Raw genomic sequence first — 26159 nt, forward strand, 5'->3', positions numbered from 1 at the left:
GCCCGGCCCGCTACCCGATCAGGCTCGGGCGCAGGTCCCGCAGGGTGCGGGAGCGGCCCTGGCGGGCAGCGACCACGAAGGTGACGAGCAGCGCGCCGACGAGCCAGCACGCGAGCGTCCCCGCGTCCGACCATGCGGCACCCATCGACCCGCCGTACATCGTCTGCCGGAGTGCGTCGACCGAGTACGTCATCGGCAGCGCGAAGTGGAGCGCTGCCAACGGGCCGGGGAGCGTCTGCCAGGGGAACGTCCCGCCGGCCGTCACGAGCTGCACGAGCATGAGCACCAGCCCGAGGAACTGACCGACGGACCCGAGCAGCACGTTGAGCGCCATCAGGATCGCCGCGAACGTCGCCGACGCCAGCACCATCACCCCGATCGTCGCCCCGGCGTGCACCACGTTCAGGTCGAGCGCGAACCGCACGATGAAGAACAGCGCCACCATCTGCACGATCCCGAGCACCACGGGCGTGAGCCACCCACCGAGGACGATGGACAGCGGCTTCCGCACCGCCGTGATGGCCCGCTTGGAGATCGGCTTCAGGATGAGGAACAGCGCGTACATGCCGATCCACGCCGCGAGCGAGATGAAGAACGGGGCCAGGCCCGCGCCGTAGTTGTCCGCTGCCGCCACGTTGTCGTCGCCGACCTTCACCGGGTCGGAGATGACCGACGCCTGCGACTCACGCTCCGACGCGTTCGACGCCGGGATCTTCGTCCGGCCCTCGTCGAGCTGTGACGCGAGCGTCGATGCGCCGTCCCGCAGCGAGTGCAGCCCCGTCGCCAGGGACTGCGCGCCGTCGTCCGCGGTCGCGGTACCGGAGGCCAGGGTCGCTGCGCCGTTCGACAGCGTCGGCGCAGCGGCGGCCAGTGCCGAGGTCCCGGAAGCGACCTGCGACGCCCCGTTCGACAGCGTCGACGCACCCGAGGCGGCCGAGGCGATCCCCGAGCTCAGGGTCGGTGCTGCGGCAGCGAGCTGCGACGCGCCGTCGGACACCTGCTGCGAGCCGTCCCGCAGCTGGTCGACCTGCTGGAGCTGGGTCTTCGCGGTGGCGAGGTCGGCCTGCACCTTCGGGTCGTCGAGCTGCTGCTGGACCCCTGCCTCCAGGACCGCCTGCACCTCTGGTGTGATCGTCACGCCCTGCGCGGCCGCGCGGGCAGCGACCGCGTCGACGACCTTCTGCGCGGACACGTCGTCGAGGAACGCGAGCGCCGGGTCGGTGGCGTCCGCCAGCGTCTTGTTGCCGGCAGCGACCTTCGCCGCGCCGTCCGCGAGCGCCGCGGTCTGTGCCGGCAGCGCCGCTGTCTGCTCCTTCGCCGACTGCAGGCCGGACGACAGCGTCGACGCACCCGACGCGACCTGCTGCGCGCCGTCGTTCAGCTTCGTCGTCTGGGCGGGGAGCGAGGCGGTGCCGGATGCGAGCTGGGACGCGCCGGAGCGCAGCTGCGACGTCCCGGCAGCGAGCTGGTCCGCACCGTTCGACGCGGTGGTGGCACCAGAGGCGAGCTGCCCCGCGCCGTCGACCGCGTCCCCGAGGCTGTCGCGCACGTCGGCGAGCCCGACGAGCAGCGTCTTGGCGGCCTCCTTGCCGACCTGCTCGGCAACGGCCGTGCGCATGGTCTTGCCAGCCTGCTCCGCGATCGTCGAGGCGAGGTACGAGTTCGTGTCCGCCGTCGTCATCACGAGTTCTGCGCGCTTCGGGTCGTTCGACTGCGCCGACACCAGGGACTCCGAGAAGTCGTGCGGGATCGTCACGACGAAGTCGTACGTGCCGTTCCGGACCCCGGAGCGGGCGTCCGCCGCCGAGGTCTTCGACCACTTGAAGTCGCCGCCGTCGATGGCGCGCTTCGTGACGTCCTTGCCGTAGTCAACGGTGTCGCCGTCGAGCGTTGCACCGGCGTCCTGGTTGACGATCGCGGCCGGGACCTGGTCGAGCTTGGCGTACGGGTCGCGGTTCGCCCACAGGTACGCGCCGCCGTAGAGCAGCGGCACGACCATGAGCGCGATGAACGCGAGCCGTGCGAGCGGGGTCGCGGTGAGTCGCGCGAGTTCCGCGCGGATGAGCGAGGTGGTGGTCACGAGCGGGTCTCCATGTGGTCGGACTGGAGGCTCGGCTCGCCTCCGTCGGTCCGGGTCACGTCATCGGGACCGTCGGTTTCGGTCGTGCCTTCCGCGGGCACGTCTTCTGTGGGTACGGGGATGGTCGCCAGGAGGCGCTCGGCGGTGGCCGCCGCGGCCTTCGAGGTGACGAGCAGGACGGTGACGCCGCGCATCGCGACGTCCCGCACGACGGCGAACCAGCCCTCGACCGAGCCGCCGTGGCGTTCCGGGGAGGTGATCACGAGGCCGGTGACCCCGTCGCGGAGCAGTGCGAGCTCGACGAGCAGCCGCACGCGGACGTCGGTCGGCACGCGCTGCACGTGGGTGTCGGCGTACGCGGTCATGCCGAGTTCGTCGAGCACCGTGTCGACGTGCTCGCGGGAGGGACGACGCCCGGCGAACGCGAGCTCTTCGCGCACGATCCGGCGGAGCGTCATCACGGGGAAGGGTTCGGCGATCCCGGGGGTGTCCACGAGCGCGAACGCCCGTCGGACCGCGGCGGGGTCGTCGTGTCCGTCGACGAGCACGCGTCCGGTCTCGGGCTTCATGCGGCCGCCGGCGACGAGCGACGCCAGGACCGGCGCCTGCTCGGTCTCGACGGCGACGATGCCCGGACGGTGCGGTCCGGCGACGGCGGACACGACGGGGAGGGCCGCGCCGGGCTCCTCGCCGATGCCGGCGTGGTCGATCTCGAGCGTGGTCATGCGAGGTCCTCTTCGGAGCTGATGGGTTCGGTGAGGAGTGCGGTGCGCCAGTCGATGCCGGCCATCCCGAGTGCCGAGATGACGACCATCCTGCGCCCCTCGTCGTCCGGGGTGGCGGAGCGGGTGGCCTCGTCGAGGACGGCGATGCACGCCCCCTCGACCAACCGGCCGAGCGTGGCGGCATCGACGTCGTCGCGCATCGAGCCCTCGGCGATCCCGAGCGCACAGGCGTCGCGGACCTGGGCCCTGAGCGGTGCGAACACCTCGGCGACGGACTCGCCGAACGGGCTCCTGACGGCGATGCGGGCCATCGAGCGGACGTGCGAGACCTCTGACCAGAGGGTGACCGCGATGGCGGCGATGCGGGCGGCGGGGGGCAGGTCGCCGAGGTCCGAGGAGGTCGGCATCGCGGCGGCGATCCGGGCCGCCCCGGCGGTCACGACGGCGCGGACGAGGTCGTCGCGGGAAGGGAAATGTCCGTAGACCGCACGCCGGGAGAGCCCGGCGACGGCCGCGATCGACTCGATCGAGGCGTCCGGGTCCCGCTGCAGGGCGGTCTTCGCGGCGTCGAGCAGTGCGGCCCGGTTCTCGGTCGCATCGCGGCGCGGAGCGCGGACTGGGGCGTCAGGACTGGTCACGCCACCCATCGTAATAACTTGCACACCGCTGTGCAAGATCGCAGGAAGGGGTACCCCCGAACGGGGGACGTCCCCCAAAGTGCCGACTCCCGCACCTGAGCAGCAGCACATAGCTTCTGAGCAATTCCCAAGCAACACGGACGGAGCCAGGAGTGCGCCCAGTGAACCGTGCAACACAGGACCCGAACACCCCCAACCCGAGACGCATGACCCGAGTCGTCACCGCACTCGTCGCGGCCGGAGCCCTCGCCTGCGGCGGTCTCGCCGTCGGTGGCACGGCGTCTGCCGCGCCGGCCGGTGTCGCATCGGCCGACCTCAAGCTGTCGGCACCGCTGCGGAGCGCGAAGCCCCAGACGACGATCGCCGCCTTCGTGCGGACGACCGGCGAGGGAGCGCTCGCCGTGGACGCCAAGGCGAAGGGCGGCGACCTCACGCAGTCGAAGAGCCCGTCGGGCGCCGCGAAGCAGCGGCTGTCGGCGATCAAGTCGACGACCGAGGACGTCCGCGACGCCGTGCGGTCCGCCGACGCCGACGCGACCGAGCTCTACACGACCGAGTACACCGTCCCCGGTGTCGCCGTCGTGGCCGACGTCGCGGCGCTCCGCAAGGTCGCCGAGCGCTCCGACGTCGAGAGCGTCATCCCGCTCACGCCGAAGAAGATCGTCGACCCGACCGTCAGCGACAGCGCCGACGCTGCCCCGAGCGGCGTCGACCCCGACGTCGTCAAGCCCGGCGCCGACGGCGTCAGCCCGAAGAACGCGGCGAGCGACGTCTACACGCGTGCCCTCGACGCGTGGCAGCAGACCGGCCACACCGGCAAGGGCGTGAACGTCGCCGTGCTCGACACCGGCCTCGACTACACGCAGGCGGACTTCGGCGGCCCCGGCACGACGGAGGCGTACGAGCAGGCGCTCGCGAGCTCGAGCGCCCCGGACCCGAGCTGGTTCGACGCGAAGAAGTTCCTCGGCGGCTACGACTTCGCCGGCCCCACGTACAACGCGGACCCGGCCTCCCCGGCGTACGACCCGACGCCGAAGCCCGACGACAACCCGATCGACGGCAAGGGCGGCGACCACGGCACCCACGTCTCCGGCACCATCGCCGGGTACGGCCTCGACGCCGACAAGAAGACCTTCGAGGGGGACTACGAGAAGCTGACCACGCAGTCCGTGCAGGACATGTGGATCGGCCCCGGCACCGCACCGGAGGCCGGGCTCTACGCCCTCAAGGTCTTCGGTGACGGCGGCGGTTCGACCGACGTGACCGGTGCCGCGCTCGACTGGGTCGGCCAGGCACTGACCGAGGGCAAGGACATCAACGTCCTCAACCTGTCGCTCGGCTCCGACTACGGCGCACCGGACGACCCCGACAACGCCAAGATCGACGCGCTCACCGCCCGCGGTGTGCTGCCGGTGATCGCCTCGGGCAACGCCGACGACTTCACCGACATCGGTGGATCGCCGGGCAACGCCGAGGGGGCCCTGACGGTCGCCGCGAGCGCCACCGGCCAGAGCCTCTACGACGGCGTCCAGGCGACCGCTCCCGCTGACGTCGCGAAGACCTACCGCGCGCAGTACTCGCAGAACTACCAGGGCACGCTGCCGGTCGAGGGTGACGTCGTCGTCCCGACCACGAACGTGGACGGCTGCGCTGCCTTCAGCGCGGACGAGGCCGCGAAGGTCAAGGGCAAGGTCGTCTGGCTGAAGTGGACGGACGGTGCGCTCGAGTGCGGCTCCGGTGTCCGGTTCAACAACGTCCAGGCCGCCGGCGGAGTCGGCGTCCTGCTCGCCGGGACGATCAACACCTTCGACAGCGGGATCGCGGGGAACGCGACCATCCCGGGTGCCGAGCTGACGGCGGACAGTGCTGCGAGCCTCCAGTCCGCTGCCCAGGCCGGGACCCTGCACGTGAAGTTCGCCGACGAGCTCAAGGGCTTCCAGCTCGCGACCGACGCCGACGCCGTGAACACGCTCGCGCAGTTCACCAGCCGTGGTGTCCACGGGTCGTTCGACGACATCGTCAAGCCGGACGTCGCCGGCCCCGGGGTCAACGTGATCTCCGCGGCCAACGGCACCGGTGACGGACGCATGTCGATGAGCGGCACCTCGATGGCGACGCCGGACGTGGCGGGCATCGCCGCGCTGACGTTCGAGTCGCACCCGACCTGGTCGGCACCGGACGTCAAGGCGACGATCATGAACACCGCGACGCACGACGTGCGGGACGGTGACGGGAACGCGACGCTGCTGCGGCAGGGGACCGGTCGCGTCGACGCACTGCAGGCGGTCACCGCCGGCACCACGGTGCGCAGCGTCGAGAACGACCAGCTCGTCACGGCGTCGTTCGGTGTCGTCGAGGTCGCCTCGCCGACCACCGAGAAGCGCACGCTGCAGATCAAGAACACCGACGGTCGGCCGCACACGTACGACGTGGCCTACGAGTCCCGCGTCGCGCAGTCCGGCGTCGCGTTCTCGATCGACAAGCAGCGCGTCACGGTCGTGCCGCACGGCACCGCCACCGTCACCCTGACGATGACGATCGCCGACCCGACGAAGGTCGGGCGCACCATCGACCCGACGCAGGAGTCGACGACGCTCGGGTACCAGCGCGAGTTCGTCTCCGCTGCCACCGGTCTCGTCACGTTCACGCCGACCGACAAGAAGTTCAACCCGCTGCGGATCGGCACCTACGCCGCGCCGAAGCCGGTGAGCGCCGTGCACGGTTCGGACGTGTCCTTCGAGAGCGACTCGACCGAGTCCTCGATCGCCCTGGCCGGCCGCGGTGTGACCGGAGCCCTCGTGGCCCCGTTCGTCCTCGGTGGGACCGACCCGCAGGAGTCGTTCCCGGACGGTTCGGCGAAGCGGTCGCTCCAGGCGGCGGACATCAGGGCCTACGGCGCGAACGCGTCGGACGGCACGCTGGCGTTCGGCGTCCAGACGACCGGTCCCGACGCCAACCCCGGCGCCGTGACCAACGTCGAGGTGCTCATCGACGCCGACCGTGACGGCACGCCGGACTACCTGGTGTACGACGCCAAGTCGGCCACGGTGGACGCCACGTTCGCGACGACGATCGACCTCGCCACCGGTGCGACGCTCGACTCGCAGCCGCTGAACGGGGGCGCCCCGGGTCAGGACGTCAACACGTTCGACAGCGCGGTGAAGGTGCTGACCGTCTCGCAGGAGGCGATCGGTGTCACCGGCGCGTTCGACTACTCGGTGCTCACTGAGTCGGCGTACGCACCCGCACTGGCGACGAGTGGCTCGTACGTGGTCGACGACACGAAGTCCGCCACGTTCGACCCGTCCGCACCGGCTGTGTCGTTCGGTGGCGTCCTGTTCCCGGACAGCGGCTCGATCCCGGTGACCCGTGCCGCCGGTACCTCGTCCGCGAGCGTGCTCCTGCTGCACCTGCACAACGCGGTCGGTGACCAGGTCGACACGGTGTCGGCCACGGTCGCCGCGCCGAAGCTGGTGCTGCGCGAGGGCAGTGCGGTCACGGTGTCCGGGACCCCGAAGGTCGGCAAGAAGCTGACCGCCGCTCCCGGGGACTGGAACGCACTGGGCGTGAAGTTCTCGTACCAGTGGCTCCGTGACGGATCCGTCGTGGAGGGTGCGACCACGAAGAAGATCAAGCTGGGCACGTCGGACGTGGGGCACACGTTCCAGGTCCGCGTGACCGCCACGGCGAAGGGGTACCAGGACGGCACCGCGACCTCGGCGTCGACCGCGAAGGTGACACGCAAGTAGCCCGACCGGACAGGGCCCGTGGATCGTCTCCACGGGCCCTGTCCATGCCATCAGGTGCGTGTCCCGGATATGTAGTTAGACAAACTAGTCAATCGGTGGCACGGTTGTCCCCATGCAGAACACGTTGTCGCAGCTCCGGCAGAACCCCGTCGAGTGGCGCCGTCGTGGCCTGACCCCGCCGGATGTCATCCAGGCGATGGTCAACGAACGGCTCGCCGAGCCGGGCCACAACGCCCCGATGACGAACCCCAGTTACGCAGACTTCTTCCGGTCCTGATCCCCGGCAGAAGAGACGCGCGGACGCGATCGGGTCGCGGCCGTGGATGAGAGCGACGGGAGGCACGGTGCCAGCTGGCACCGTGCCTCCTGGTCGTTCCTGCGGTCGCCGCGGTCGCGGCGGCCGTCGGCTGCGTCGGGTTCCGGTTCCGGCGGCCGACCTGGCGCAGGTAGCGCGGAAGTGGCCGTCCGATAGACTCGGGTGGACCACCGGCCCGACGGTCGCGTGAGGTCCTCCGCGAACGTGAGGAGAACCAGATGCCCGCAGCAGTCATCATCGGAGCCCAGTGGGGTGACGAGGGCAAGGGGAAGGCGACCGACCTCCTCGGCAGCCGCATCGACTACGTCGTCAAGTTCAACGGTGGCAACAACGCCGGGCACACCGTGGTCGTCGGGGGCGAGAAGTACGCGCTCCACCTGCTGCCGTCCGGCATCCTGACCCCCGGTGTCACGCCCGTGATCGGCAACGGCGTCGTCGTCGACCTCGAGGTCCTGTTCCAGGAGCTCGACGCGCTGAAGGCCCGCGGCGTCGACGTCTCGAAGCTCCGCGTCTCGGCGAACGCCCACGTCATCACGCACTACCACCGCACCATCGACAAGGTGACGGAGCGCTTCCTCGGCAAGCGGCAGATCGGCACCACCGGTCGTGGCATCGGCCCGAGCTACGCGGACAAGATCAACCGCGTCGGCATCCGCATCCAGGACATCTTCGACGAGAACATCCTGCGGCAGAAGGTCGAAGCAGCCCTCGACCAGAAGAACCACCTGCTGGTGAAGGTCTTCAACCGTCGCGCGATCGACCCCGAAGAGGTCGTCGAATCGCTGCTCTCCTTCGCCGAGCGCCTGCGCCCGATGGTCGCGGACACCGCCCTCGAGATCCACCGGGCCCTCGAGCGGGGCGAGACCGTCCTGTTCGAGGCCGGTCAGGCGACCATGCTCGACGTCGACCACGGCACGTACCCGTTCGTCACGTCCTCGTCGGCGACCGCGGGTGGCGCGGCGACCGGGTCCGGCATCGGCCCGGGGAAGATCCAGCGCGTCATCGGCATCGTCAAGGCGTACACGACCCGCGTCGGCGCCGGGCCGTTCCCGACCGAGCTGTTCGACGAGTCGGGGGAGTTCCTCCGAGCGAACGGCTTCGAGTTCGGCACCACCACGGGCCGTCCGCGTCGCTGCGGCTGGTACGACGCCCCGATCGCCCGGTACACGGCGCGCATCAACGGCGTGACGGACTTCGTGCTCACGAAGCTCGACGTGTTGACCGGGTTGGAGACCATCCCCGTGTGCGTCGCGTACGAGGTCGACGGCGAACGCGTGGACGAGGTCCCCGTCTCGCAGTCGGACTTCCACCACGCGAAGCCGATCTACGAGGACTTCCCCGGCTGGACCGAGGACATCACGGGTGCCCGTTCGTTCGAGGACCTGCCCGCGAACGCCCAGGCGTACGTCCTGGCGGTCGAGGCGATGTCCGGCGCGCGCATCTCGGCGATCGGCGTCGGCCCCGGCCGTGACGCGATCGTCGTCCGTCACGACCTGCTCGGTCAGGACGCGGCCTGACGATGCGGATCCTGTTCGTCTGCAGTGGCAACATCTGTCGGTCACCGCTGGGCGCACAGGTCCTGGAGGCTCGGCTCGGCTCGGTGGCGTCGTCGTACGTCATCGAGTCGGCCGGCACCATCGCCCAGGACGACATGGCCATGGACGGTGCGGCCGCCGCGCAGTCCGTCCGGCTCGGCGGTGACCCGTCCGCGCATCGGTCCCGTTACCTGACGGAGTCGATCGCCGCCGGCGCCGACCTCGTGCTGACCGCCGAGCGCTCGCACCGGGCCGACGTCGTCCGCCTGGCGCCGCGAGCCGCGAAGCGGGCGTTCACGATCAAGCAGTTCGCGCGGGTGCTCGACGGGCTCGAGCCGTCGGACCTCGCCGATGTGCACTCGCCGGAGGCCCTCGTCGAGCGGGTCGCCCGGCTCCGCGGCACCGTCGCGCCGCCGGCCGACCCCGCTGACGACGACGTCGACGACCCGTACCGTCGCTCGGAGTCGACGCATGCCCGCGTCGCCGACGAGATCGACCGGGCGCTCACCCTGATCGCCGACGCCCTGCGCGCGGTCGCGTAGGGCGGGCGACCGGACGCGAGACTCGGCCTGGGCGACACATCGCGCGGCTTCGAGCCCGAGGAGTGTCGCTCAGCGCGAGACTCGGGCGGGGGCGTCCGGCGCGGCGGAGCGGGCGAGCACGTGGCGGTCGCGGCTGGCGGCAGCGCCGGCGAACCCCTGGACGACGAGCAAGGCCAGCAGCACCCCGATGGGCACCGTCCACCCGCCCGTCGCCGTGTGCAGCAGCCCGATCCCGAGCGGCCCGAGGCCCGCGAGCAGGTACCCGATGCCCTGCGCCATCGTCGACACGTGCGCCGTGTGCCTGGCGTCCGGGGAGCGCCACACGATGTAGCTGAGCGACAGGCTGATCGCTCCGCCCTGTCCGAGGCCGAGGAGCGTCATCCAGACCCATGCCCCGGCGGCGGGCGCGACCGCGAGCCCGACGAACCCCGCCATGCAGAGCACGACGACCACGAGCACGGGCACCCACGACGGGCGGATGCGTCGGGCGATCGCCGGACCCGCGATGCCCGTAAGGATCCCCGGCAGGCTCGAGTACGCCAGCATCAGCCCCGCCGTGTGCGCGGAGACACCGGCGTCCTGCAGCACCGTCGGCGCCCAGGTCAGGAACGCGTAGTACGACAGGCTCTGCAGCCCCATGAACCCCGTCACGGCGATCGCCACCGGGTCGCGGAGGAGCGCCGTCATCCGGGGCTCGCCGGACTCGGACGGGGCGTCGACCGCGCGGTTCCGTCCGGCGACCCGCACGTGCCCCGGGTTGTGCAGCGCGCGCGGCAGCCACACCAGGAACGCGAGCACGGCGGGGAGCGCCCAGAACGCCAGCGCCGGTCGCCACGATCCGCCGAACGCCACCATGAGTGGCACGACCGACGCCGACGCCACTGCAGCGCTGAGGAAGAGCATCGTCGAGTAGAGCCCCATCATCAGCCCGACGCGGTGGGCGAAGTCGCTCTTGATCGCCGCCGGCATGAGCACGTTCGCGACCGCGATCGCCGCCCCCGCGAGGACCGTGCCGCCGTACAGTGCCCACCCCTGCGGCTCGAAGCGGAGCGCGATGCCGAGCGCGAGCACGGCCATCGTGAGCCCGAGCAGCCGGTGCAGTCCCACCCGGCGGGTGAGCACGGGAGTCAGGAACGCGAACGCCCCGAACGCGAACACCGGGATCGTGGTGAGCAGGCTCGCCGCCGACGGTGTCAGGTGGAGCGACCGCTCGATCGCCGTGAGCACCGGCCCGACCGAGGCGACACCCATGCGCAGGTTGATCGCGATGAGCAGCAGCCCCGCCCCGACGTACCAGGCGGCGAGCACACGGCGGCGTCGCGCGGGCGGGGGCACGGTCGTGGGGAGCGGAACGGAAGCGGTCGAGGTCATGTCCTCATCCGACCACCTGCCGCCTGCTGCTCGGAACACGTACACTGCCGCTCGATGTCGAAAACCCGCCGCCTCGAGGACATCGAGATCGACGACCGCCTGACCGACGGCCGGTCCGAGGCCGCGTTCCTGTTCGACCACGCCGAGACGACGACTTCCCACACCCACACCCGCGGCCACCTGGTGCACGCCGCCAGCGGGGTGCTGTCGCTCATCACCGACGACGGTGCCTGGATCGCCCCGCCCAACCGCGTCGCGTGGGTGCCGGCCGGCGCCGAGCACCGGCACCGGGCCCACGGGGTGACCGACATGCGGGTCGTGTACCTGGAGGCGGATGCGGCCATGTCCCTGCCGTCCGGACCTGCTGTGCTGGCGGTCACCCCGCTCGCACGGGAGGCGCTGCTCGCCGCCACCGCGTCGGCACCGCGTTCCGAGGCGGCGCGGTCGCACCTGCGGACGGTCATCGTGGACGAGGTCGCGTCCGCGCCCGAGCAGCCGCTGCACCTGCCGGAGGCGCACGACGTGCGGCTGCGCGGCGTCGTGGTGATCGTTGAACGCGACCTGACCGTGGCGTGGTCGCTCGGTGCCCTGGCGCGGGAGACGGGCGTGGGGGAGCGCACCCTGACCCGGCTCTTCCGCGACGAGACGGGCATGGGGTACCGGCAGTGGCGGCTGCAGCTCCGCGTGCACCGGGCGCTGGTGCTGCTCGCGCAGGGGTGGTCGGTGACGGACACTGCGGCGGCGTGCGGGTGGGCGACGACGAGCCAGTGCATCGAGCAGTTCTCCCCGCTGGTCGGCATGACCCCCGGCGCGTACCGACGAGACGTGGGGAGCATGGGCGGATGACCGAGCGTCTCAGGGCCAAGGCCGGGACCGCTGCCTGGCTGTGGTGGAGCGCGGTCGGGATCGTCGTCACGTTCGGCGTCTTAGGGCTGTTGAGCCGGTGGCTGCCGACGATGTCGTCGGTCGCCGCAGGCTCCGTGTTCGTGATGGTCGCCGAGCGTCGGGTTCGACAGGTCTTCCCACGGCGTGCGCCCCAGTGGCTCGTCACGGTCGCGTACAGCGCCTCGTTCGTCGGACTCGGTCTGGTGCTCCCGGCGCTGTGGCCGGACACCTGGCAGCGGGACCGCGCGCTGCTCGGGCTGGTGATCGGCATCGTGGTCCTCTCGTTCGGGGTGGTGACCGCGGTCTTCGCGGAACGGTACGTCCCCCGGCGGGTGATCGATGCGGAGATCGAGCGGTACCGGCGGTCCGTCGAGGATGCGTGATCAGGTGACGGGATCGAGCCCGATCCGCTGACTCGGTGGACTGTCCGCTCCGCGAGTACCCCGGTGGGGGACGTGTACCCCGAAAATGCGTCGCACTGTCCCGCGAATCCGGGAAGTGGCGATGGCCCGTATGAACAGAACCCGTGAATCGACGGGGCCCGCTGGCGAGCGGAGGGCCGGACGCCATACGGTTTGAGGACCGCAGGATGTACCCCGGAACGTGACAGGAGCAGCGCGATGAGCATGACCGACAGCCGCACGAAGACGCAGCGTGACGTGACCCTCGACACCGACACCGTCGACACGATCGCCGTCCTCGAAGCCGAGACCGTCAGCGCCGCCCGGCCGGCTCGCGCCAAGCTCACCTGGACGCAGGAAGACGCCGGCGAGTGGATCGCCAACTACGGCGGCTACTTCGGTGGATCGGTCGACAAGCGTGACGGACACTACGTCGCCTCGGACACGTTCGGCCTCGTCGTCGGCGAGTTCGACTCGCTCGAAGACGCCCAGGGCCACCTCGCCGACCAGCTGCACATCATGCTGCCGCCGGTCATCCGTCCGGTCGAGTAGTCGAAGACCACACCCCCTGAGCACCGCACCCCCTGCACGTCCTGAGGAAGGAACCATGAGCATCGCCGAGTCCCACCGCCCCGAGACCGAGGCGAAGCTGGACACCGAGACGATCGAGGTCATCACCGCGATCGAAGCCGAGGTCGTCACGCCGTCGACCCCGACCCAGGCGCGCATCATCTGGTCGCGCCCGGACACCGGCCTGTGGGCCGCGAACTACGGCGGGTACTACGGCGGCACCGTCGACCAGCAGGGCGCGCACTACTTCGTGTCCGACACCTTCGGGCAGTACGTCGGCGACTACCGCACGCTCGACGAGGCCAAGGTCGCACTCGCTGAGCGACTCAGCCGAGTGCTTCCGGACGTCATCCGCGCGGCTCGCTAGCCGCAACGACCACGGGCTGACCGCCCGCGCAGCCCTCGCTACGCCCTGACGAGCTGTCCCGGTGCGCCGGTCGCTTCCGGTGCCGCCGCGACGGCATCCCGTCGCAGCGCCACCACGGTGACGTCGTCGTCGTGCTCCGTCGACCGGGCGAGCGCGATGAGGCGCTCGACGATCGCTCCGGGGCTCGTGTCCTCGCGTGCGATCGCGGCGACGTGGTCGATCGTGTCGAGTTCGCCGCCGAACAGGTCGAGCACGCCGTCGCTGATGCACACCAGCACGTCGTCCGGTCCGAGTCGGGTCTCCGTCGCCGTCCACACCTCGTCGAGCCCCAGGCCGATCGGCAGATGCGACGACGCGAGTCGCTCGGCCGAGCCGTCCCGTCGCGCGATCACCGTCAGCCCGTGGCCGGCGTCGACCCACCGCAACACGTCGCCGTCGATCCGGGCGTGGAAGAGCGTCGTGAAGCCGGCCGTCGTCTCCACACGGTCCGGGTCGATCGCGAGACCCTGCGACGCCCGGTGCACCGCAGCAGCGGGATCCGGTTCGGTACGGGCGCTTCGCAGCACGGCGCGGACCGCGGCTGCGAGCAGCGCGGAGCCGACGCCCTTGCCCATCACGTCGCCGAGCGTCAGCGTGAGGCCGCCGGCCGTCTCGTACCAGTCCAGGAAGTCACCGCCGACGCTCTTGGTGGGCAGGCACGTCCCGGCTACGCGGTACCCGGGAACCTGCCCGACCGACCGGGGTAGCAGTGAACGCTGGATCTCGGCAGCGCGCTCGATCTCGGCCTGGACCACGGCCTCCCGGTCGCGCGACCGCCGGAGCTGCGCGCCGTGCAGGCGGCTGAGCTGGTTGACCACGATCGCGAGCGCGCCGTACGCGATCAGCACCACACCGAGCCGGACGAACTCGGTGGTGGGGTCGACCACTCCGGCGCCGAACAGGAACGGCGTCAGGATGACCACCGCCGTGCCGAGCGCGGAGTACAGGATGAAGCGCCGACCCTCCTGCGCGGCGAGCCACACCACGGGGAGCACCACGAGCGCGGTGAACACCGACGTGGACGATCCGGTGGACCACCGCAGCATCCCGAGCGCGAGGAAGTCGATCGCGGGCACGATGTTCACCAGAGCCGACACCGAGCGTCCGCGGACCGTGACCACCGCCGACCAGAGCGTGGCGACGATCGTCAGCGCGATCGCGGTGAACAGGCCGCCCTCGTCGCTCACCGTGAGCTGCGGAATCGTCAGGGAGAGGACCGTCGCCATCGCGACGAGCAGCGCGAGCGGAGCCTGCTTCATCAGCGGCGTGAGGGACCAGCGTTCGAGGAGTCGGTTCATCGTGTGCATGGGTCGCCTCCGCTCGCTGCCCTGATCCGAGGGCCCGTCATGCCCTGGTTCGGGGCACGTCTGGTGTTCGGAGTCCTCGCGATCAACGCTAGGTGGCGGTGTCGCGTGGCAGCACCCCCAGAGCGAGTGGGGCGGGCGCGCCAGCACGCTCGCATCGCGACCGGATCGGTCAGCGCGGCCAGGTCGCGACGACCGCCACGGCGTTGAACACCGCGTGCGCCAGGATCGCCCCACCGATCCGGTCCGTCATCGCCACCAGGGCGCCCGTGAGGAGCCCCAACAGGAACGTCGTCACGAAGACCTCGAACCCGCCGAGCGTCGAGACGCCTGCGCCGAGCAGCACGTGCACGATCGCGAACACGAACGCCGTCACGATCACCGCGACGAACCGCGTCCGCGGAGTGAGCGCGTCAGCGAGTCGGCGCTGCAGGATCCCACGGAACACGAGCTCCTCGATGATCGGGCTCACGATGCAGGTGCCGATCGCCGCGACGAGCAAGAGCGCCGCTGAGGGTGGCCCGAGCGTGGGAACCGGGGTGAGTCCGGTCGTCCCGAAGAACGACAGAGACATGACTGCGTCGACGGCGCGGCAGACGATCACGATGCCGATCGCCGCGACCACGTCGGCGAGGTCGAGCCGGAACAGGGAACGGACAGCACGCGTCCACCGCAGGGCGACGACCGCTCCGACCACGAGCGGCACCCACACGGCGAGATCGCTCGCCAGCACCTGCGCGACCGGGCTCGGCAGACCCCCAGTTCGTGCGACACCACCGACGATCCGTTCGAGCACGACCGCCACCACGATCGCCACGAACACCACGAGAACCACCCGGTCCCGCGGGCGAGCCTGGACCTCGGGCGACGGCTGCATGGCATCACCGTAGAGGACACGGTGCGCAACCCGACACCCGTCGACCCGAGCGCGACGCATCCGTGTGGCAGTATTTCCCTGCCGATTGCTGGGAAAATCCCGGCTCGCTCGCGCGAGGGACCGCGCGGCCGGCGTCCCACGGGGAAGGCAGGCGCGTGGAACTACGCGACTACATCACGGTGCTGCGCAAGGGATGGGTGCTCATCCTGGTGCTGGCGCTGGTCGGCGTCGCTGCGGCAGCTGGATTCTCGGTGCTCAAGCAGCCGGTGTACTCCGCTTCGGCGCAGGTGTTCGTCTCCACGCAGACGAGCGGCAGCGCGAGTGACCTCGCACAGGGCAACACCTTCACGCAGCAGCGGGTCCTGACCTACTCGAACCTCGTGACGACGCCGATCGTCCTGCTGCCGGTGATCTCGAGTCTGAAGCTCGACATGAGCGCCGACGACCTCGCGAAGCTCGTCACCGCCGATGCCCCGACGAACACCACGCTCATCGCCATCACCGTCAACGAGACTGACCCCGTGCAGGCCGCCGACATCGCGAACGCGACGTCGCAGAGCCTGACGAACGTCGTGCAGAACATCGAGGCCACCGACGCGAACGGCGCCAGCACGGTGAAGCTCACCCGGGTCAAGGAAGCCCAGGTCCCGAGCACCCCGATCAGCCCGAACGTGCCCGTCAACGTCGTCCTCGGCCTGCTCGTCGGCCTGGCGCTCGGTGTCGGCCTCGCCGTTCTGCGCGAGACCCTCGACAACCGGGTGCGCACCGAGGCGGACATCGAGAAGATCAGCGACAAGCCGATCGTCGGTGGCATCGCCTTCGACAACAAGGCATCGGAGCGGCCGCTCATCGTGCAGGTCGACCCGCGCAGCCCCCGCGCCGAGTCCTTCCGCACGCTCCGCACCAACCTGCAGTTCGTCGACATCGGCAGCGACGCCCGCACCTTCGTGATGACCTCGTCCGTCCAGTCCGAGGGCAAGAGCACCACCGTCGCGAACCTCGCGATCGCCCTCGACAGCGCCGGCTACAAGGTCATCCTCATCGACGCCGACCTCCGTCGTCCGCGCGTCGCCCAGTACATGGACCTCGAGGGCGGCGCCGGTCTGACGGACGTCCTCATCGGCCGCGCCGCACTCGAGGACGTCGCCGTCCCGTGGGGCCGCGGCAACCTGGTCGTCCTGCCGGCCGGCGAGATCCCGCCGAACCCGTCCGAACTCCTCGGATCGCAGGCGATGAGCATGCTCATCGAGCGTCTCGAGGCGCAGTTCGACTACGTCCTCTTCGACGCCCCGCCGCTGCTCCCCGTCACCGACGCCGCCATCCTGTCGAAGAAGGCATCCGGCGCGATCGTCGTGGTGGCGTCCGGCAGGACCATGAAGGGCCAGCTCGCCGGCGCCGTCCAGTCGCTTCAGAACGTCGGCGCCCCGATCGCCGGCTTCGTCATGACGATGATGCCGACCAGGGGACCCGGGGCCTACGGCTACGGCCGCTACGGCTACGCCTACGGGTACGGCACCGACGAGGAAGACGCCCCGAAGCCCCCGAAACAGGCTCGCCGCGGTCGCGTCGGAGCGCTCCGGAAGGCGGAGCGGTGAGGGTGGTCTCCCCGTGAGCCCGCGCCGAGGACCCAGCAGCCTCGGCCGAGCGATCTCGCGTCGCACCCTCGTCTGGGTCGGGATCGTCGTCGTCGCCCTCGTGGTGATCGACGTGGTCCTGGTCGGTCTCGCCGTCGCGCGCACCGCGCCCGTGATGAGCGGCACGGCCGGTCCGATCCCCACCTTCTCCAGCACGCCGATCCCGACAGGGACCGGCACGGCTGCTCCGCAGCCCACCGCCACCAGCGGGACCGCGGCGATGGTCACGCCAGGCCGCCACCTGCTGTCCGCCACCAACGGCCTGGAGGCATGGCGAGCCTCCAGTGGGACCTGTGGCGGTGACGAGGCGGTGCTGCAGCACACCGTGGACGGCGGGAAGTCGTGGACCTCCGTCGGTCTCGGTGACGGTGCGAGCACCGTGCTGGCGCTCCGCGCCAGCAGCACGGGTGTCGCCGTCGTCGCCGGCACCGGTGACGACTGCGCCCCCACCGTCCGTACCAGCACGGACGACGGTGCCACGTGGAAGGACGGGACGGAGGGAGCGGCCGGCGCCGCCATCGGGACCGACGGGCTCCTCCTGAAGAGCGGCACCGTCGACGCACCCTGCCCGGACCCGATCGAGGTCTTCGAGGGCACCTACACGACCGCCGTCACCTGCGACGGCGAGGTCCAGTGGCGATCCGGCACCGGAGCGTGGGTCGCTGCGCCGATCGACGGCGTCCGGTCCCTCGCCGACGCCGGCAACACCTACACGCTCGCCCGCACCGGCATCGCGTCGTGCGACGGCGTGCAGATCGCGAGCATGCCCGCGGCGAAGGTCACCGCCACCACCGAGCCCACGGCCGTCGGCTGTGCGGCCGGTGCCGACGCCAGCGGGGCGGTCACCATCGCCAGGAGCGGCCAGCACGTGTGGTTGTGGGCCGGTGACTCGGTGCAGGTGTCGGGTGACGGTGGTGTCACGTGGTGAGCCGGGGTCGGCCATGACGACGCAAGCCGAGCAGTCCGCCACCATCGGGCGATCGACCCACGAGTGGAGTCGGGCGTACGGTCGCCGCGTCATCTTCACCGACCTGCTCGTGCTGATCTGGGTCGTCTTCGGGGTGCAGATCGCGTGGCTCGGCATCGACTCGAACCTCGCCGCGAACGAGAACGACCTCCGCCTGAGCTACACCGGCATCTCGGTCGTCGTCATCGCGGTCTGGATGGCAGCCCTGGCGATGTACGACACCCGTGGCGACCGCGTCATCGGGGTCGGCAGTGCCGAGTACCGCCTGATCGCCGATTCGAGCGTTCGGGTGTTCGGCTTGATCGCGATCGCCGCCTTCCTCTTCCACGTCGACCTCGCGCGTGGGTACGTCCTCATCGCGTTCCCGGTGGGCATCCTCGTGCTGCTGCTGTCCCGGTGGATCTGGCGCCAGTGGCTCGTGGCCCAGCGGAAATCCGGCCAATACTCCGCGAAGGTCCTGCTCGTCGGTTCGACCGCGAGCGTCATCCACATCGGTGGTCAGCTCGCACGCTCGCCCGAAGCCGGTTACCAGGTGGTCGGTGCGACGGTCACCAGCGGCTCGGTCGGGGTCCTCAGCAGCACGGACATCGTCAGCTACGGCGGCCTGGACCAGATCCACGAGGCCTTGGCCGAGAGCGGCGCAGACACCGTCGTGATCACGAGCGCCGACGACCTGCCTCCCGAACGCGTCCGAGAGCTCAGTTGGTCGCTCGAGCCGGGACGGCAGCACCTCGTCGTGGCGCCGAGCCTCACCGACATCGGCGGGCCGCGAATCCACACGCGCCCCGTGCAGGGCCTGCCTCTCATCCACGTCGAGACGCCGACGTACGAGGGTCGGAAGCTGTACACGAAGCGGATCTTCGACGTGGTCGTCTCGGCCGTGCTCATCGTCGTCCTGTCGCCGGTGCTCCTGGTGCTGGCGCTCGCGGTGAAGCTGACCTCCCCGGGTCCGGTCCTGTTCAGGCAAGAGCGTGTCGGGCTGAACGGGAGCACGTTCACCATGGTCAAGTTCCGGACCATGGTCGTCGACGCCGAGGACCGTCTGCAGGAACTCAGCGCCCTGGACCGTGCCGAAGGCAACAACGTCCTCTTCAAGATGAGGAACGATCCCCGTGTCACCCGCGTCGGGGCGTTCATGCGTCGGTACAGCCTGGATGAGCTCACCCAGCTCTTCGACGTCCTCGCCGGGAACATGTCCCTGGTCGGTCCCCGGCCACCCCTGCAGCGGGAGGTGGAACGCTACGACCTGCACGTGCACCGTCGGTTCCTCGTCAAGCCGGGTCTGACCGGGCTGTGGCAGGTGAGTGGTCGATCGGACCTGTCGTGGGAGGACTCGGTTCGACTGGACCTGTTCTACGTCGAGAACTGGTCGATGACCGGTGACCTCGTGATCCTCTGGAGGACGCTCCGTGCAGTGGTTCGGAGCAGCGGTGCGTACTGACTTCGGAACAGATCGGGGACGGTCATGACGGGCCTCATCGTGCACGACTGGCTCGAGCGGCGAGGTGGTGCCGAGGTGGTGCTGGACGGGATGCTCGACGCGTTCCCCGGAGCACAGATGTTCGCGCTCTGGGACGACTCCGGCGACCGTTTCTCGAGCCGGACGACGGTTGACGAGTCATGGCTTGCCCGGACGCCGTTCCGGCGACACAAAGCAGCAGCGCTGCCCTTGATGCCACTGGTGTGGCGGGACATCCGGCATCCCCGGTCGTTCGACTGGATGCTGGTGAGTTCGAACGCGTTCGCACACCAAGCACGGGTGCGGGGTCAACATGGCATCAGGAAGTACGTCTACACGCATTCGCCCGCCCGGTACATCTGGGACCCGGCGCTCGACCAGCGGTCGGCAAGTCGGGCTGTTCGGGCAGTGCGCCCGCTCTTCCGTGCCTACGACCGTGGCGCCGTCGACAGGAGTGCGTCGTTCGCTGCGAACAGCCTGTTCGTGCAGGACCGGATGCGGCGTGCCTGGGGCGTCGAGAGTCGACTGATCCACCCGCCTGTGCCTGTCGAAGCGATCCAAGCGGTCGACGACTGGTCGACCGAGCTCACGGAGAACGAGGCCGTCGAGCTCGGTTCCCTCCCCGCCGAGTTCGTCCTCGGCGTGTCGCGCTTCGTCCCGTACAAGCGGCTCGATGCTGTCGTCGAGTTCGCTGCCGAGGAAAGGATCCCGGTCGTGCTGGCTGGTTCAGGGCCCGACGAAGCCCGTCTCCGTCGGCTCGCGCTGGATCTCGGAGCGGATGCCCACTTCCTCATCGCCCCGTCGACCCCGGTGATACGCACGTTGTACCAACGGGCGCTCGCCTTGCTGTTCCTCGCGGTGGAGGACTTCGGCATCGTTCCCGTCGAGGCGCTTGCGGCTGGCGGCCGGGTGATCGTCAACGCGTTCGGCGGAGCGGCAGAGTCCGTCGAAGACGGCATCTCGGGTGTGCACGTCCAGGCCGACGACCACTCCCAGATCCGGGCTGCCCTGGACGGCCTGTCTCGGCAGGACATCAGCGGCGCTGCCGAGGAACGAGCGCGGCTGTTCGGCCACGCTCCGTTCATCGATCGCCTCCGCGAGTGGGTCGGAGAGGAACGCGATGGCTGACGTCTTGCGGCCGCGACTGCCCTCGGTCAGGAGCGGGACGGACCCGGCACTCGACCCGCACGACCGAGGCGCGACGCGCCTCGTCGTGTTCGCGCTCCTGCTCGTGCTCTACTACCTCTCCTACCGGTACCCGTTGCAGATCAACTCGTCGACGACGAGCCCGTCCTACAGCGACACTCCGTCGAGCCTGCAAGCCGCGAAGTACCTGCTCTACGCGGTGCTGGTCGGTCTGACCGTCCTCTACTTCGGAACATCTCGATCCCTCCGGCCCTTCGCGCGGACCACTGTTCCGCCAGCGATCGTGCTCGGCGCAGCGAGCGTCGCAGTCTGGCCGGTCGCGCAGGCGATCCTCTTCAAGCGCGCTGACCTGGTCGAGAACGGCATCTTCTTCTCCCTCAGCGTCGTGGTGCTCCTCGCAGCGCCGATCATCCAACCGGCACCCGTCGTCCGGGTGCTGCAGTGGTTCACCGTCATCGCCATCGTCGTGAACGGGATACAGGTCCTCCTCTACCTGGCGATCGGCCGTCTTCCTGCCCTCGCCTACGAAGGAACCATCTCGATCCGCTTCGGATCCCTCTGGGACGATCCGAACGGATTCGCGATAGCGATCGCCTTCGTGCTCCCGATCGCTGCGCTCGGCTTCAGGCGGTTCCGGATCCCGATTGTCCTGCTGCTCCTCGGCTCGCTGCTCCTCACCCAGTCCGTCACCGGGGTCGTGTCGACCCTCGCGGCGGTGGTGATCGTCTGGGTACTGCAACTCAAGGTCTCGTCGACATGGATCCCGGCGCTCCTCGTCGTGATCGCGGCCGGCGCTGCTGTGCAGGTTGCTTCGCTGGTGTCGAACCCGGTCGTCGAGTCCTTCGTCCAGGGCAAGGCCGGAAGCGTGCAGGGTCACCTCAACGCCTTCTCGATCCTCTCCGATCTGGGCGCAGGTCAGCTCTCCGGGTTTGACCCGATGGCCGTCACGGTGGAGAGCGGCTACGTGGACATGATCGGTACCGAGGGCGTCGTCTACGCCCTGATCTACGTCGTGATCCTCCTCGCCTTGCTCGTCCGGTCGATGCGCAACGCTCGCGCCTCGGTGATCGGCGGCCCCGGGCGCGCCCTGCACTTCGCATCCGCGACACTCTCCGTTGCGATGCTCGTCGGGCTCACGAACCTGCCCCTGCAGTCGGTCTTCCCACTGAACGCCCTCGTCGCGATCTCGCTGATCATCGAGTTCTGCGCTGAGCCCAGATCGGAGGTCTTGCGGTGAACCCGGTTCTCGACGGCAGATGGAGAGGGCATTTCGGCATCGCCCGGTTCGGCCGGGAAGTGCTTCGGAGGCTTCCGTCCGAATGGCCGCGACTCGATTCAGGGTCGCCATGGTCGCCGTTCCAGGGTGTGTCGAAGACCCGGTACTCGCCGGGATTCAACGTGTCACTGAGTCGGCGACAGATCCTCACCGTCCACGACCTCATCCACCTGGACGAGCCCGCTGAAGCGTCGAGGGCCAAGTCTGCGTACTACGAGAGCGTGCTCAGACCAGCGATACGCCGGACCGGCATCGTCCACACCGTCTCCGAGTACTCCAAGCGGCGTATCGAGACGTGGCTTGCCGACGACAAGGTGCGGGTCGTGAACGTCGGGAACTCCGTGGACGTCGGTGTGTTCGGGGCGCTGGAACGGCGAGCACGACAGGAGGAATTCCTCTACGTGGGAAACCTCAAGCCGCACAAGAACGCGCGAGTGCTCTGGGAGGCCCTCCGCCAGCGCCCGGACTACCGGCTCACCGTCGTCACTGGTGACGGCGCCCAGGCGCGCCGTTGGACGGACGAGAGCGGCCTCGGTGAACAGGTGTCTGTCCGGACAGGCATGACGGATTCCGAACTCGCCGGCCTGTACGCCACTTCTGCGGGCCTGGTCTTCCCGTCGAAACTCGAGGGGTTCGGGCTCCCCGCTCTCGAAGCGCGTGTCGGCCGGGTACCGGTTGCCTTCGCTGCGAGCTGCGCGGTGGTCGGGGAGACAGTCGGCGAGTGCGGGGTGGGAGTCGTCGACGACGAGTCTCCGAGCGCTTGGGCCGAGAGCATGGACCAGCTGGCCGGTGGCGAGTGGAGCGGGACGTTCGCCCGAGCGTCCACACCGATCTCCTGGGACGAGGTCGCCGCGAACGTCCAGCAATCGATAGAGAGTGAACTCAGTGCCTGAACCGACCGGCAAGGTGCTCTACTGCACCGTCGTCGCCCAGAACTACCTCCCACAAGCGCTCGCGCTCTACGCGAGCATCCAGGAGATCGAGCCTGACAAGGAACTCGTCATCCTGGTCGTGGACGGTGACCGTCGAGACCTCGAGCAGGACCGTTCGGGATTGCGTGTCGTGACCACCGAGGTACTCGGCCTGTCCGAGCGCCAGGTTCTGGAGCTCGCGGCGATCTACGACGTCGTCGAGTTCTCGACCTCCGTGAAGCCACTGTTCTTCAAGGCCCTCCTCGAGGAAGCGCCCACGGTCGTCTACCTCGATCCCGACATGATGGTCGTCTCGCCGCTCGCGGAGCTGGAGGGCTTGGTGGCGGAGCACGGCATCGTCCTCACACCGCACTTCCTCCAACCGATCGAGCGATCCGTGGACCACATCACCGAGGGACACGACCTCACGGTGGGGATCTTCAACCTGGGCTTCTGCGCTGTCGGGCGGTCTGCGGTGCAGTTCCTCGACTGGTGGTGGTCGCACCTGGAGCGCGAGTGTCTCATTTACCCGCTCCTCGGGGTGTTCGTCGACCAGAAGTGGGTCGACGTCGGAGCGAACTTCTTCGACGCGCACTCGTTGCGGCACGGCGGGTACAACGTCGGACCGTGGAACCTCCACGAACGTCGATTCCAAGCCGAGGGATCGGGATACGCACTCGACTCCGGTGATGACCTGCGGCTCCTGCACTTCAGCGGGTTCGATCCCTCGGACCCGGAAGCGATCAGCGTGCGGCTGTCGGTCGACCTGCGCGAGGTCGGTGACGACTTCCCGGCGTTGCGCGAGGTCAGCCGGAAGTACGCCGGGCTCGTCAACTCCGCCCGCGGGATGCTCGGAGCGTCTCCGGAATACGGATTCGCACGGGATGCGGACGGCGGTGTCCTGACCAAGCGGACGCGTCGCACGTACCGGAAGCACCTGCTGGGCATGCCGATGGGGCGGACGCTCCCTTCGCCGTTCATCGGCAGCGAGTCCGCTCGGTTCCGAGCGTGGAAGCGCCGCGCCATCGGGGCGCGGATCGGACTGACGATCGGTGACGCCTCCCTTGCGGTCAAGTACTCGTTCCCCGATGAGTTCGCAGTGTTCAAAGCCCGCGTGCCGGGCTTCGGCGCGATCCGGAAGCGACTCCTGGATGCGGGCAGGGTCCGGCGATGAATGCTCGTTCAACCGTTGCGGTCATGCCCGTGTACGACCCCGGCGAGGGTCTGCACGAGCGCATCGCGGAGCTCCGGCGCCAAGTGGCCGCGGTTGTGGTCGTCGATGACGGATCGCGCAAGCCGGTGGGGCAACTGAACGGGATCCCCGGTGTCGTCCTCCAGACCCAGGGCAACGCAGGGATCGCCGCCGCCCTCAACGCCGGCATCCGCAGGGCGCGTACGGAGGTGCCCGATCTCGGGTACGTCCTGACCGTCGACCAGGACTCGGAGCTCGGCGCGGACTACGTCGCCGCGTCGATCCGAGCGATGACGGCCGCGCGAGCCCGTGGACTCGACGTGGTCGCGACGGCGGCAGATCAGTACAACGACAGGCGAGCGGCGGCGGATGGCCGTGTGAGCGGACTCCGAACGGCCCTCCAGGTCGCGCAGTCCGGGATGCTCTTCTCGGTGGAGAGCCTCGACCAGATCGGACTGTTCGACGAGTCCCTCGTGATCGATGCGGTCGAGACGGACTGGGTGCTCCGTGCGCGTCGACGAGGTGGACTCGTCGTCCTCGCAGACGGCGCCTCGATGCTCCATCCGGTAGGAGATCCGATGCCGATCACGATTGGGGGCCGCCCCGTCCGTATCGGCGGACGGACGCGCTCGTATTCCCACCACTCGCCCCTTCGGCGCTACTACATCACGAGGAATCGGTTGCTCGTCTACCCCCGGTTCACGCAGGTGGCCCTGCGGTGGCTTGTCCGCGACACGCTCGCTGAGAGCAAGACGCTCGCCTTGTCGCTCGTGCTCGGTCCTGGCAGGTCGAAGCAGGCGCTCGGGACGGTGATCGGCATCGTGCACGGTGCCCTCGGCGTGCGTGGGAAAGCGGCACCGTCGTTGCAGCGCACGTTGTCTGATCGGCGATGATGGCTCCCGGGCGCTCCCGACACGTCCGGGTAGTCGGGACCTACGCAGCATCCGTCGCGGTCTCAGCCCTCGTCACGCTCATCAGCATCCCGATCGTCATCGCCGTGGCCGGACCGTCGGCGTGGGCAGGTCTGGCAGCGGGACAGTCCATCGGAACCGGCGCCTCCGTGCTCATCGGTTTCGGGTGGGGGACCACGGGACCCACGGACGTCGCTCGGGCCGCCCCTGCCGAGCGTCCGCGGATCTACATCGAGTCGTACCGGGCACGGCTCCTGCTCACCCTGCCGATCGCGGTCCTCGCGGTACTCGTCACTGCGCTCGTCGTACCGTCCGCTCCGTGGGAATCGGCGCTCAACTGTGCCGCGTACGCGTGTACCGGCTTGCTCGCCGGATGGTTCTTCACCGGGACCGCGCAGCCTGGCAGGTTCGTCGCATTGGACACTGCGCCTCGCGTGATCGGGGGTGCAGCCGGCGTCGCGGCCGTCGTGATCGGCGCACCCCTGTTCTGGTATCCCGCGCTCCAGTTGGTCGGCATCCTGGTCGGGGTCGCTCTGTCGACCGTCACGATCGCAGGTATCCGTGGCGTGGCCGCCGGTGTCCGTCTTCGACGGTCGCTCACCGTCCTCCGAGGCCAGTCCGACGGACTGGTACTGGCGCTCGTGTCGGCTGCGAATGCAGCGCTTCCCGCGATCCTCGTCGCGGGTCTGGTTCCGGCCGCGCTGCCCGCCTATGCCCTCGCTGACAAGCTCCTGCGCTTCGGCACCACCGCGGCATCCCCCTTCGTCCAGTTCCTGCAGGGGTGGGTCCCAGGAAGCGGCCCTGGCCGGGTGCGGAGCCGCGTGCGTCGAGCGGCGATCGTCGGCACCGCGCTCGTCGTCGTCGGCTCGGCGGCCTTCCTCGTCGTCGCCCCGTGGGCCGCCGACCTCCTCAGCCACGGCAGAATCCGGTTGCCCTGGGTACTCGTCGCGGCGTTCGCTGTCGTTCTCGTGCTCCTGGTCGGCGCACAGGTTGTCGGTCTGGTGTGTCTGCTCGCATTGGGAGCGGGTCGCCAGTTGGCTCGCTACACCCTGGTCGGCGGCATCGCGACCGTGCCGCTCGTCGTCGTCGGTGTCCTTGCGTTCGGGGCCGTTGGTGCTGCCGCGGCTGTGGCGGTCGGCGAGCTCATCGCCTTCATCCCGCAGTGCGTCTTGCTCGTCCGGAAATCGCGTGGCCCTGGGTCTGTAGCCACCACGCCGACGTCGTCCTCCTAAGCTGACTCCATGTCGGACCTGCCCGAGTCCCG

At 69.7% G+C, this 26159-nt stretch carries 23 protein-coding genes; 17 read left to right on the forward strand and 6 right to left on the reverse strand.

What is annotated here, in order from left to right; genetic code table 11:
- Window positions 1-10: 10 nt before the first annotated feature.
- From AAEP80_RS06335 to AAEP80_RS06345, 3 genes are read right to left on the reverse strand one after another with little or no spacing between them, the layout of a single operon-like run.
- A complete protein-coding gene (locus AAEP80_RS06335) occupies window positions 11-2080 on the reverse strand; it encodes a YhgE/Pip family protein (RefSeq protein WP_420366391.1) in 2070 nt (689 codons plus the stop codon).
- Window positions 2077-2805: a hypothetical protein gene (locus tag AAEP80_RS06340; protein ID WP_420366392.1), complete on the reverse strand. Its 729-nt coding sequence runs from the start codon at window positions 2803-2805 to the stop codon at window positions 2077-2079. The genes AAEP80_RS06335 and AAEP80_RS06340 overlap by 4 nt, the downstream gene beginning before the upstream one ends.
- On the reverse strand, window positions 2802-3443 hold the full coding sequence (locus AAEP80_RS06345) for a TetR/AcrR family transcriptional regulator (protein ID WP_420366393.1): 642 nt from the start codon (window positions 3441-3443) through the stop codon (window positions 2802-2804). The genes AAEP80_RS06340 and AAEP80_RS06345 overlap by 4 nt, the downstream gene beginning before the upstream one ends.
- 206 nt (window positions 3444-3649) lie before the next feature.
- Between AAEP80_RS06345 and AAEP80_RS06350 the strand changes: the two genes are divergently transcribed.
- The 4 genes from AAEP80_RS06350 to AAEP80_RS06365 all read left to right on the forward strand — a co-directional run bounded on the left by AAEP80_RS06350 (window position 3650) and on the right by AAEP80_RS06365 (window position 9585).
- Window positions 3650-7192: a S8 family serine peptidase gene (locus tag AAEP80_RS06350; RefSeq protein WP_420366394.1), complete on the forward strand. Its 3543-nt coding sequence runs from the start codon at window positions 3650-3652 to the stop codon at window positions 7190-7192.
- Between the two features lie 112 nt (window positions 7193-7304).
- Window positions 7305-7469, forward strand: a complete 165-nt coding sequence (locus AAEP80_RS06355; RefSeq protein WP_281266854.1) for a hypothetical protein — start codon at window positions 7305-7307, stop codon at window positions 7467-7469.
- Window positions 7470-7726: 257 nt separating this feature from the next.
- Window positions 7727-9025 (forward strand): adenylosuccinate synthase, encoded by a 1299-nt coding sequence (locus AAEP80_RS06360; protein WP_413602887.1) that lies wholly within the window; start codon window positions 7727-7729, stop codon window positions 9023-9025.
- A 2-nt stretch (window positions 9026-9027) separates the two neighbouring features.
- Window positions 9028-9585 carry a low molecular weight phosphatase family protein gene (locus AAEP80_RS06365; RefSeq protein ID WP_420366395.1) on the forward strand — a complete coding sequence of 186 codons (558 nt, stop codon included), beginning with the start codon at window positions 9028-9030 and terminating at the stop codon, window positions 9583-9585.
- 69 nt (window positions 9586-9654) lie between these two features.
- On the opposite strand, the gene AAEP80_RS06370 is transcribed toward AAEP80_RS06365, so the two are convergent.
- Window positions 9655-10956, reverse strand: a complete 1302-nt coding sequence (locus AAEP80_RS06370; RefSeq protein ID WP_420366396.1) for an MFS transporter — start codon at window positions 10954-10956, stop codon at window positions 9655-9657.
- A 54-nt stretch (window positions 10957-11010) separates the two neighbouring features.
- Here AAEP80_RS06370 and AAEP80_RS06375 point away from each other — a divergent pair, with 54 nt between their 5' ends.
- The 4 genes from AAEP80_RS06375 to AAEP80_RS06390 all read left to right on the forward strand — a co-directional run bounded on the left by AAEP80_RS06375 (window position 11011) and on the right by AAEP80_RS06390 (window position 13179).
- On the forward strand, window positions 11011-11802 hold the full coding sequence (locus AAEP80_RS06375; RefSeq protein ID WP_420366397.1) for an AraC family transcriptional regulator: 792 nt from the start codon (window positions 11011-11013) through the stop codon (window positions 11800-11802).
- On the forward strand, window positions 11799-12224 hold the full coding sequence (locus AAEP80_RS06380; RefSeq protein ID WP_420366398.1) for a hypothetical protein: 426 nt from the start codon (window positions 11799-11801) through the stop codon (window positions 12222-12224). The genes AAEP80_RS06375 and AAEP80_RS06380 overlap by 4 nt, the downstream gene beginning before the upstream one ends.
- Window positions 12225-12461: 237 nt before the next feature.
- Window positions 12462-12794 carry a hypothetical protein gene (locus AAEP80_RS06385; protein WP_420366399.1) on the forward strand — a complete coding sequence of 111 codons (333 nt, stop codon included), beginning with the start codon at window positions 12462-12464 and terminating at the stop codon, window positions 12792-12794.
- Between the two features lie 55 nt (window positions 12795-12849).
- Window positions 12850-13179, forward strand: a complete 330-nt coding sequence (locus AAEP80_RS06390; RefSeq protein ID WP_420366400.1) for a hypothetical protein — start codon at window positions 12850-12852, stop codon at window positions 13177-13179.
- A gap of 38 nt (window positions 13180-13217) precedes the next feature.
- Here AAEP80_RS06390 and AAEP80_RS06395 read toward each other — a convergent pair whose 3' ends face one another.
- Complete coding sequence (locus AAEP80_RS06395; protein ID WP_420366401.1) at window positions 13218-14525, reverse strand: PP2C family protein-serine/threonine phosphatase; 1308 nt, start codon at window positions 14523-14525, stop codon at window positions 13218-13220.
- Between the two features lie 169 nt (window positions 14526-14694).
- Window positions 14695-15399 carry a CPBP family intramembrane glutamic endopeptidase gene (locus AAEP80_RS06400; protein ID WP_420366402.1) on the reverse strand — a complete coding sequence of 235 codons (705 nt, stop codon included), beginning with the start codon at window positions 15397-15399 and terminating at the stop codon, window positions 14695-14697.
- Between the two features lie 155 nt (window positions 15400-15554).
- Between AAEP80_RS06400 and AAEP80_RS06405 the strand changes: the two genes are divergently transcribed.
- From AAEP80_RS06405 to AAEP80_RS06445, 9 genes are read left to right on the forward strand one after another with little or no spacing between them, the layout of a single operon-like run.
- Window positions 15555-16994, forward strand: coding sequence for a polysaccharide biosynthesis tyrosine autokinase (locus tag AAEP80_RS06405; protein WP_420366403.1), 1440 nt, complete (start codon window positions 15555-15557; stop codon window positions 16992-16994).
- 13 nt (window positions 16995-17007) lie between these two features.
- Window positions 17008-17961, forward strand: a complete 954-nt coding sequence (locus tag AAEP80_RS06410; RefSeq protein ID WP_420366404.1) for a WD40/YVTN/BNR-like repeat-containing protein — start codon at window positions 17008-17010, stop codon at window positions 17959-17961.
- Window positions 17962-17974: 13 nt separating this feature from the next.
- Window positions 17975-19441, forward strand: coding sequence for a sugar transferase (locus tag AAEP80_RS06415; protein WP_420366405.1), 1467 nt, complete (start codon window positions 17975-17977; stop codon window positions 19439-19441).
- 24 nt (window positions 19442-19465) lie between these two features.
- Window positions 19466-20587 carry a glycosyltransferase gene (locus tag AAEP80_RS06420; protein ID WP_420366406.1) on the forward strand — a complete coding sequence of 374 codons (1122 nt, stop codon included), beginning with the start codon at window positions 19466-19468 and terminating at the stop codon, window positions 20585-20587.
- Window positions 20580-21842 carry a hypothetical protein gene (locus AAEP80_RS06425; RefSeq protein WP_420366407.1) on the forward strand — a complete coding sequence of 421 codons (1263 nt, stop codon included), beginning with the start codon at window positions 20580-20582 and terminating at the stop codon, window positions 21840-21842. Before AAEP80_RS06420 ends, AAEP80_RS06425 begins: the two co-directional genes overlap by 8 nt.
- Window positions 21839-22774 (forward strand): glycosyltransferase, encoded by a 936-nt coding sequence (locus tag AAEP80_RS06430; RefSeq protein WP_420366408.1) that lies wholly within the window; start codon window positions 21839-21841, stop codon window positions 22772-22774. The genes AAEP80_RS06425 and AAEP80_RS06430 overlap by 4 nt, the downstream gene beginning before the upstream one ends.
- A complete protein-coding gene (locus AAEP80_RS06435) occupies window positions 22767-23966 on the forward strand; it encodes a hypothetical protein (RefSeq protein WP_420366409.1) in 1200 nt (399 codons plus the stop codon). The genes AAEP80_RS06430 and AAEP80_RS06435 overlap by 8 nt, the downstream gene beginning before the upstream one ends.
- 23 nt (window positions 23967-23989) lie before the next feature.
- Window positions 23990-24877 carry a glycosyltransferase gene (locus AAEP80_RS06440; protein WP_420366410.1) on the forward strand — a complete coding sequence of 296 codons (888 nt, stop codon included), beginning with the start codon at window positions 23990-23992 and terminating at the stop codon, window positions 24875-24877.
- Window positions 24874-26127 carry a hypothetical protein gene (locus AAEP80_RS06445; RefSeq protein ID WP_420366411.1) on the forward strand — a complete coding sequence of 418 codons (1254 nt, stop codon included), beginning with the start codon at window positions 24874-24876 and terminating at the stop codon, window positions 26125-26127. Before AAEP80_RS06440 ends, AAEP80_RS06445 begins: the two co-directional genes overlap by 4 nt.
- Window positions 26128-26159 lie beyond the last annotated feature (32 nt).

The sequence above is a fragment of the Curtobacterium sp. L3-7 genome, assembly GCF_048756585.1.
Classification (GTDB): domain Bacteria; phylum Actinomycetota; class Actinomycetes; order Actinomycetales; family Microbacteriaceae; genus Curtobacterium.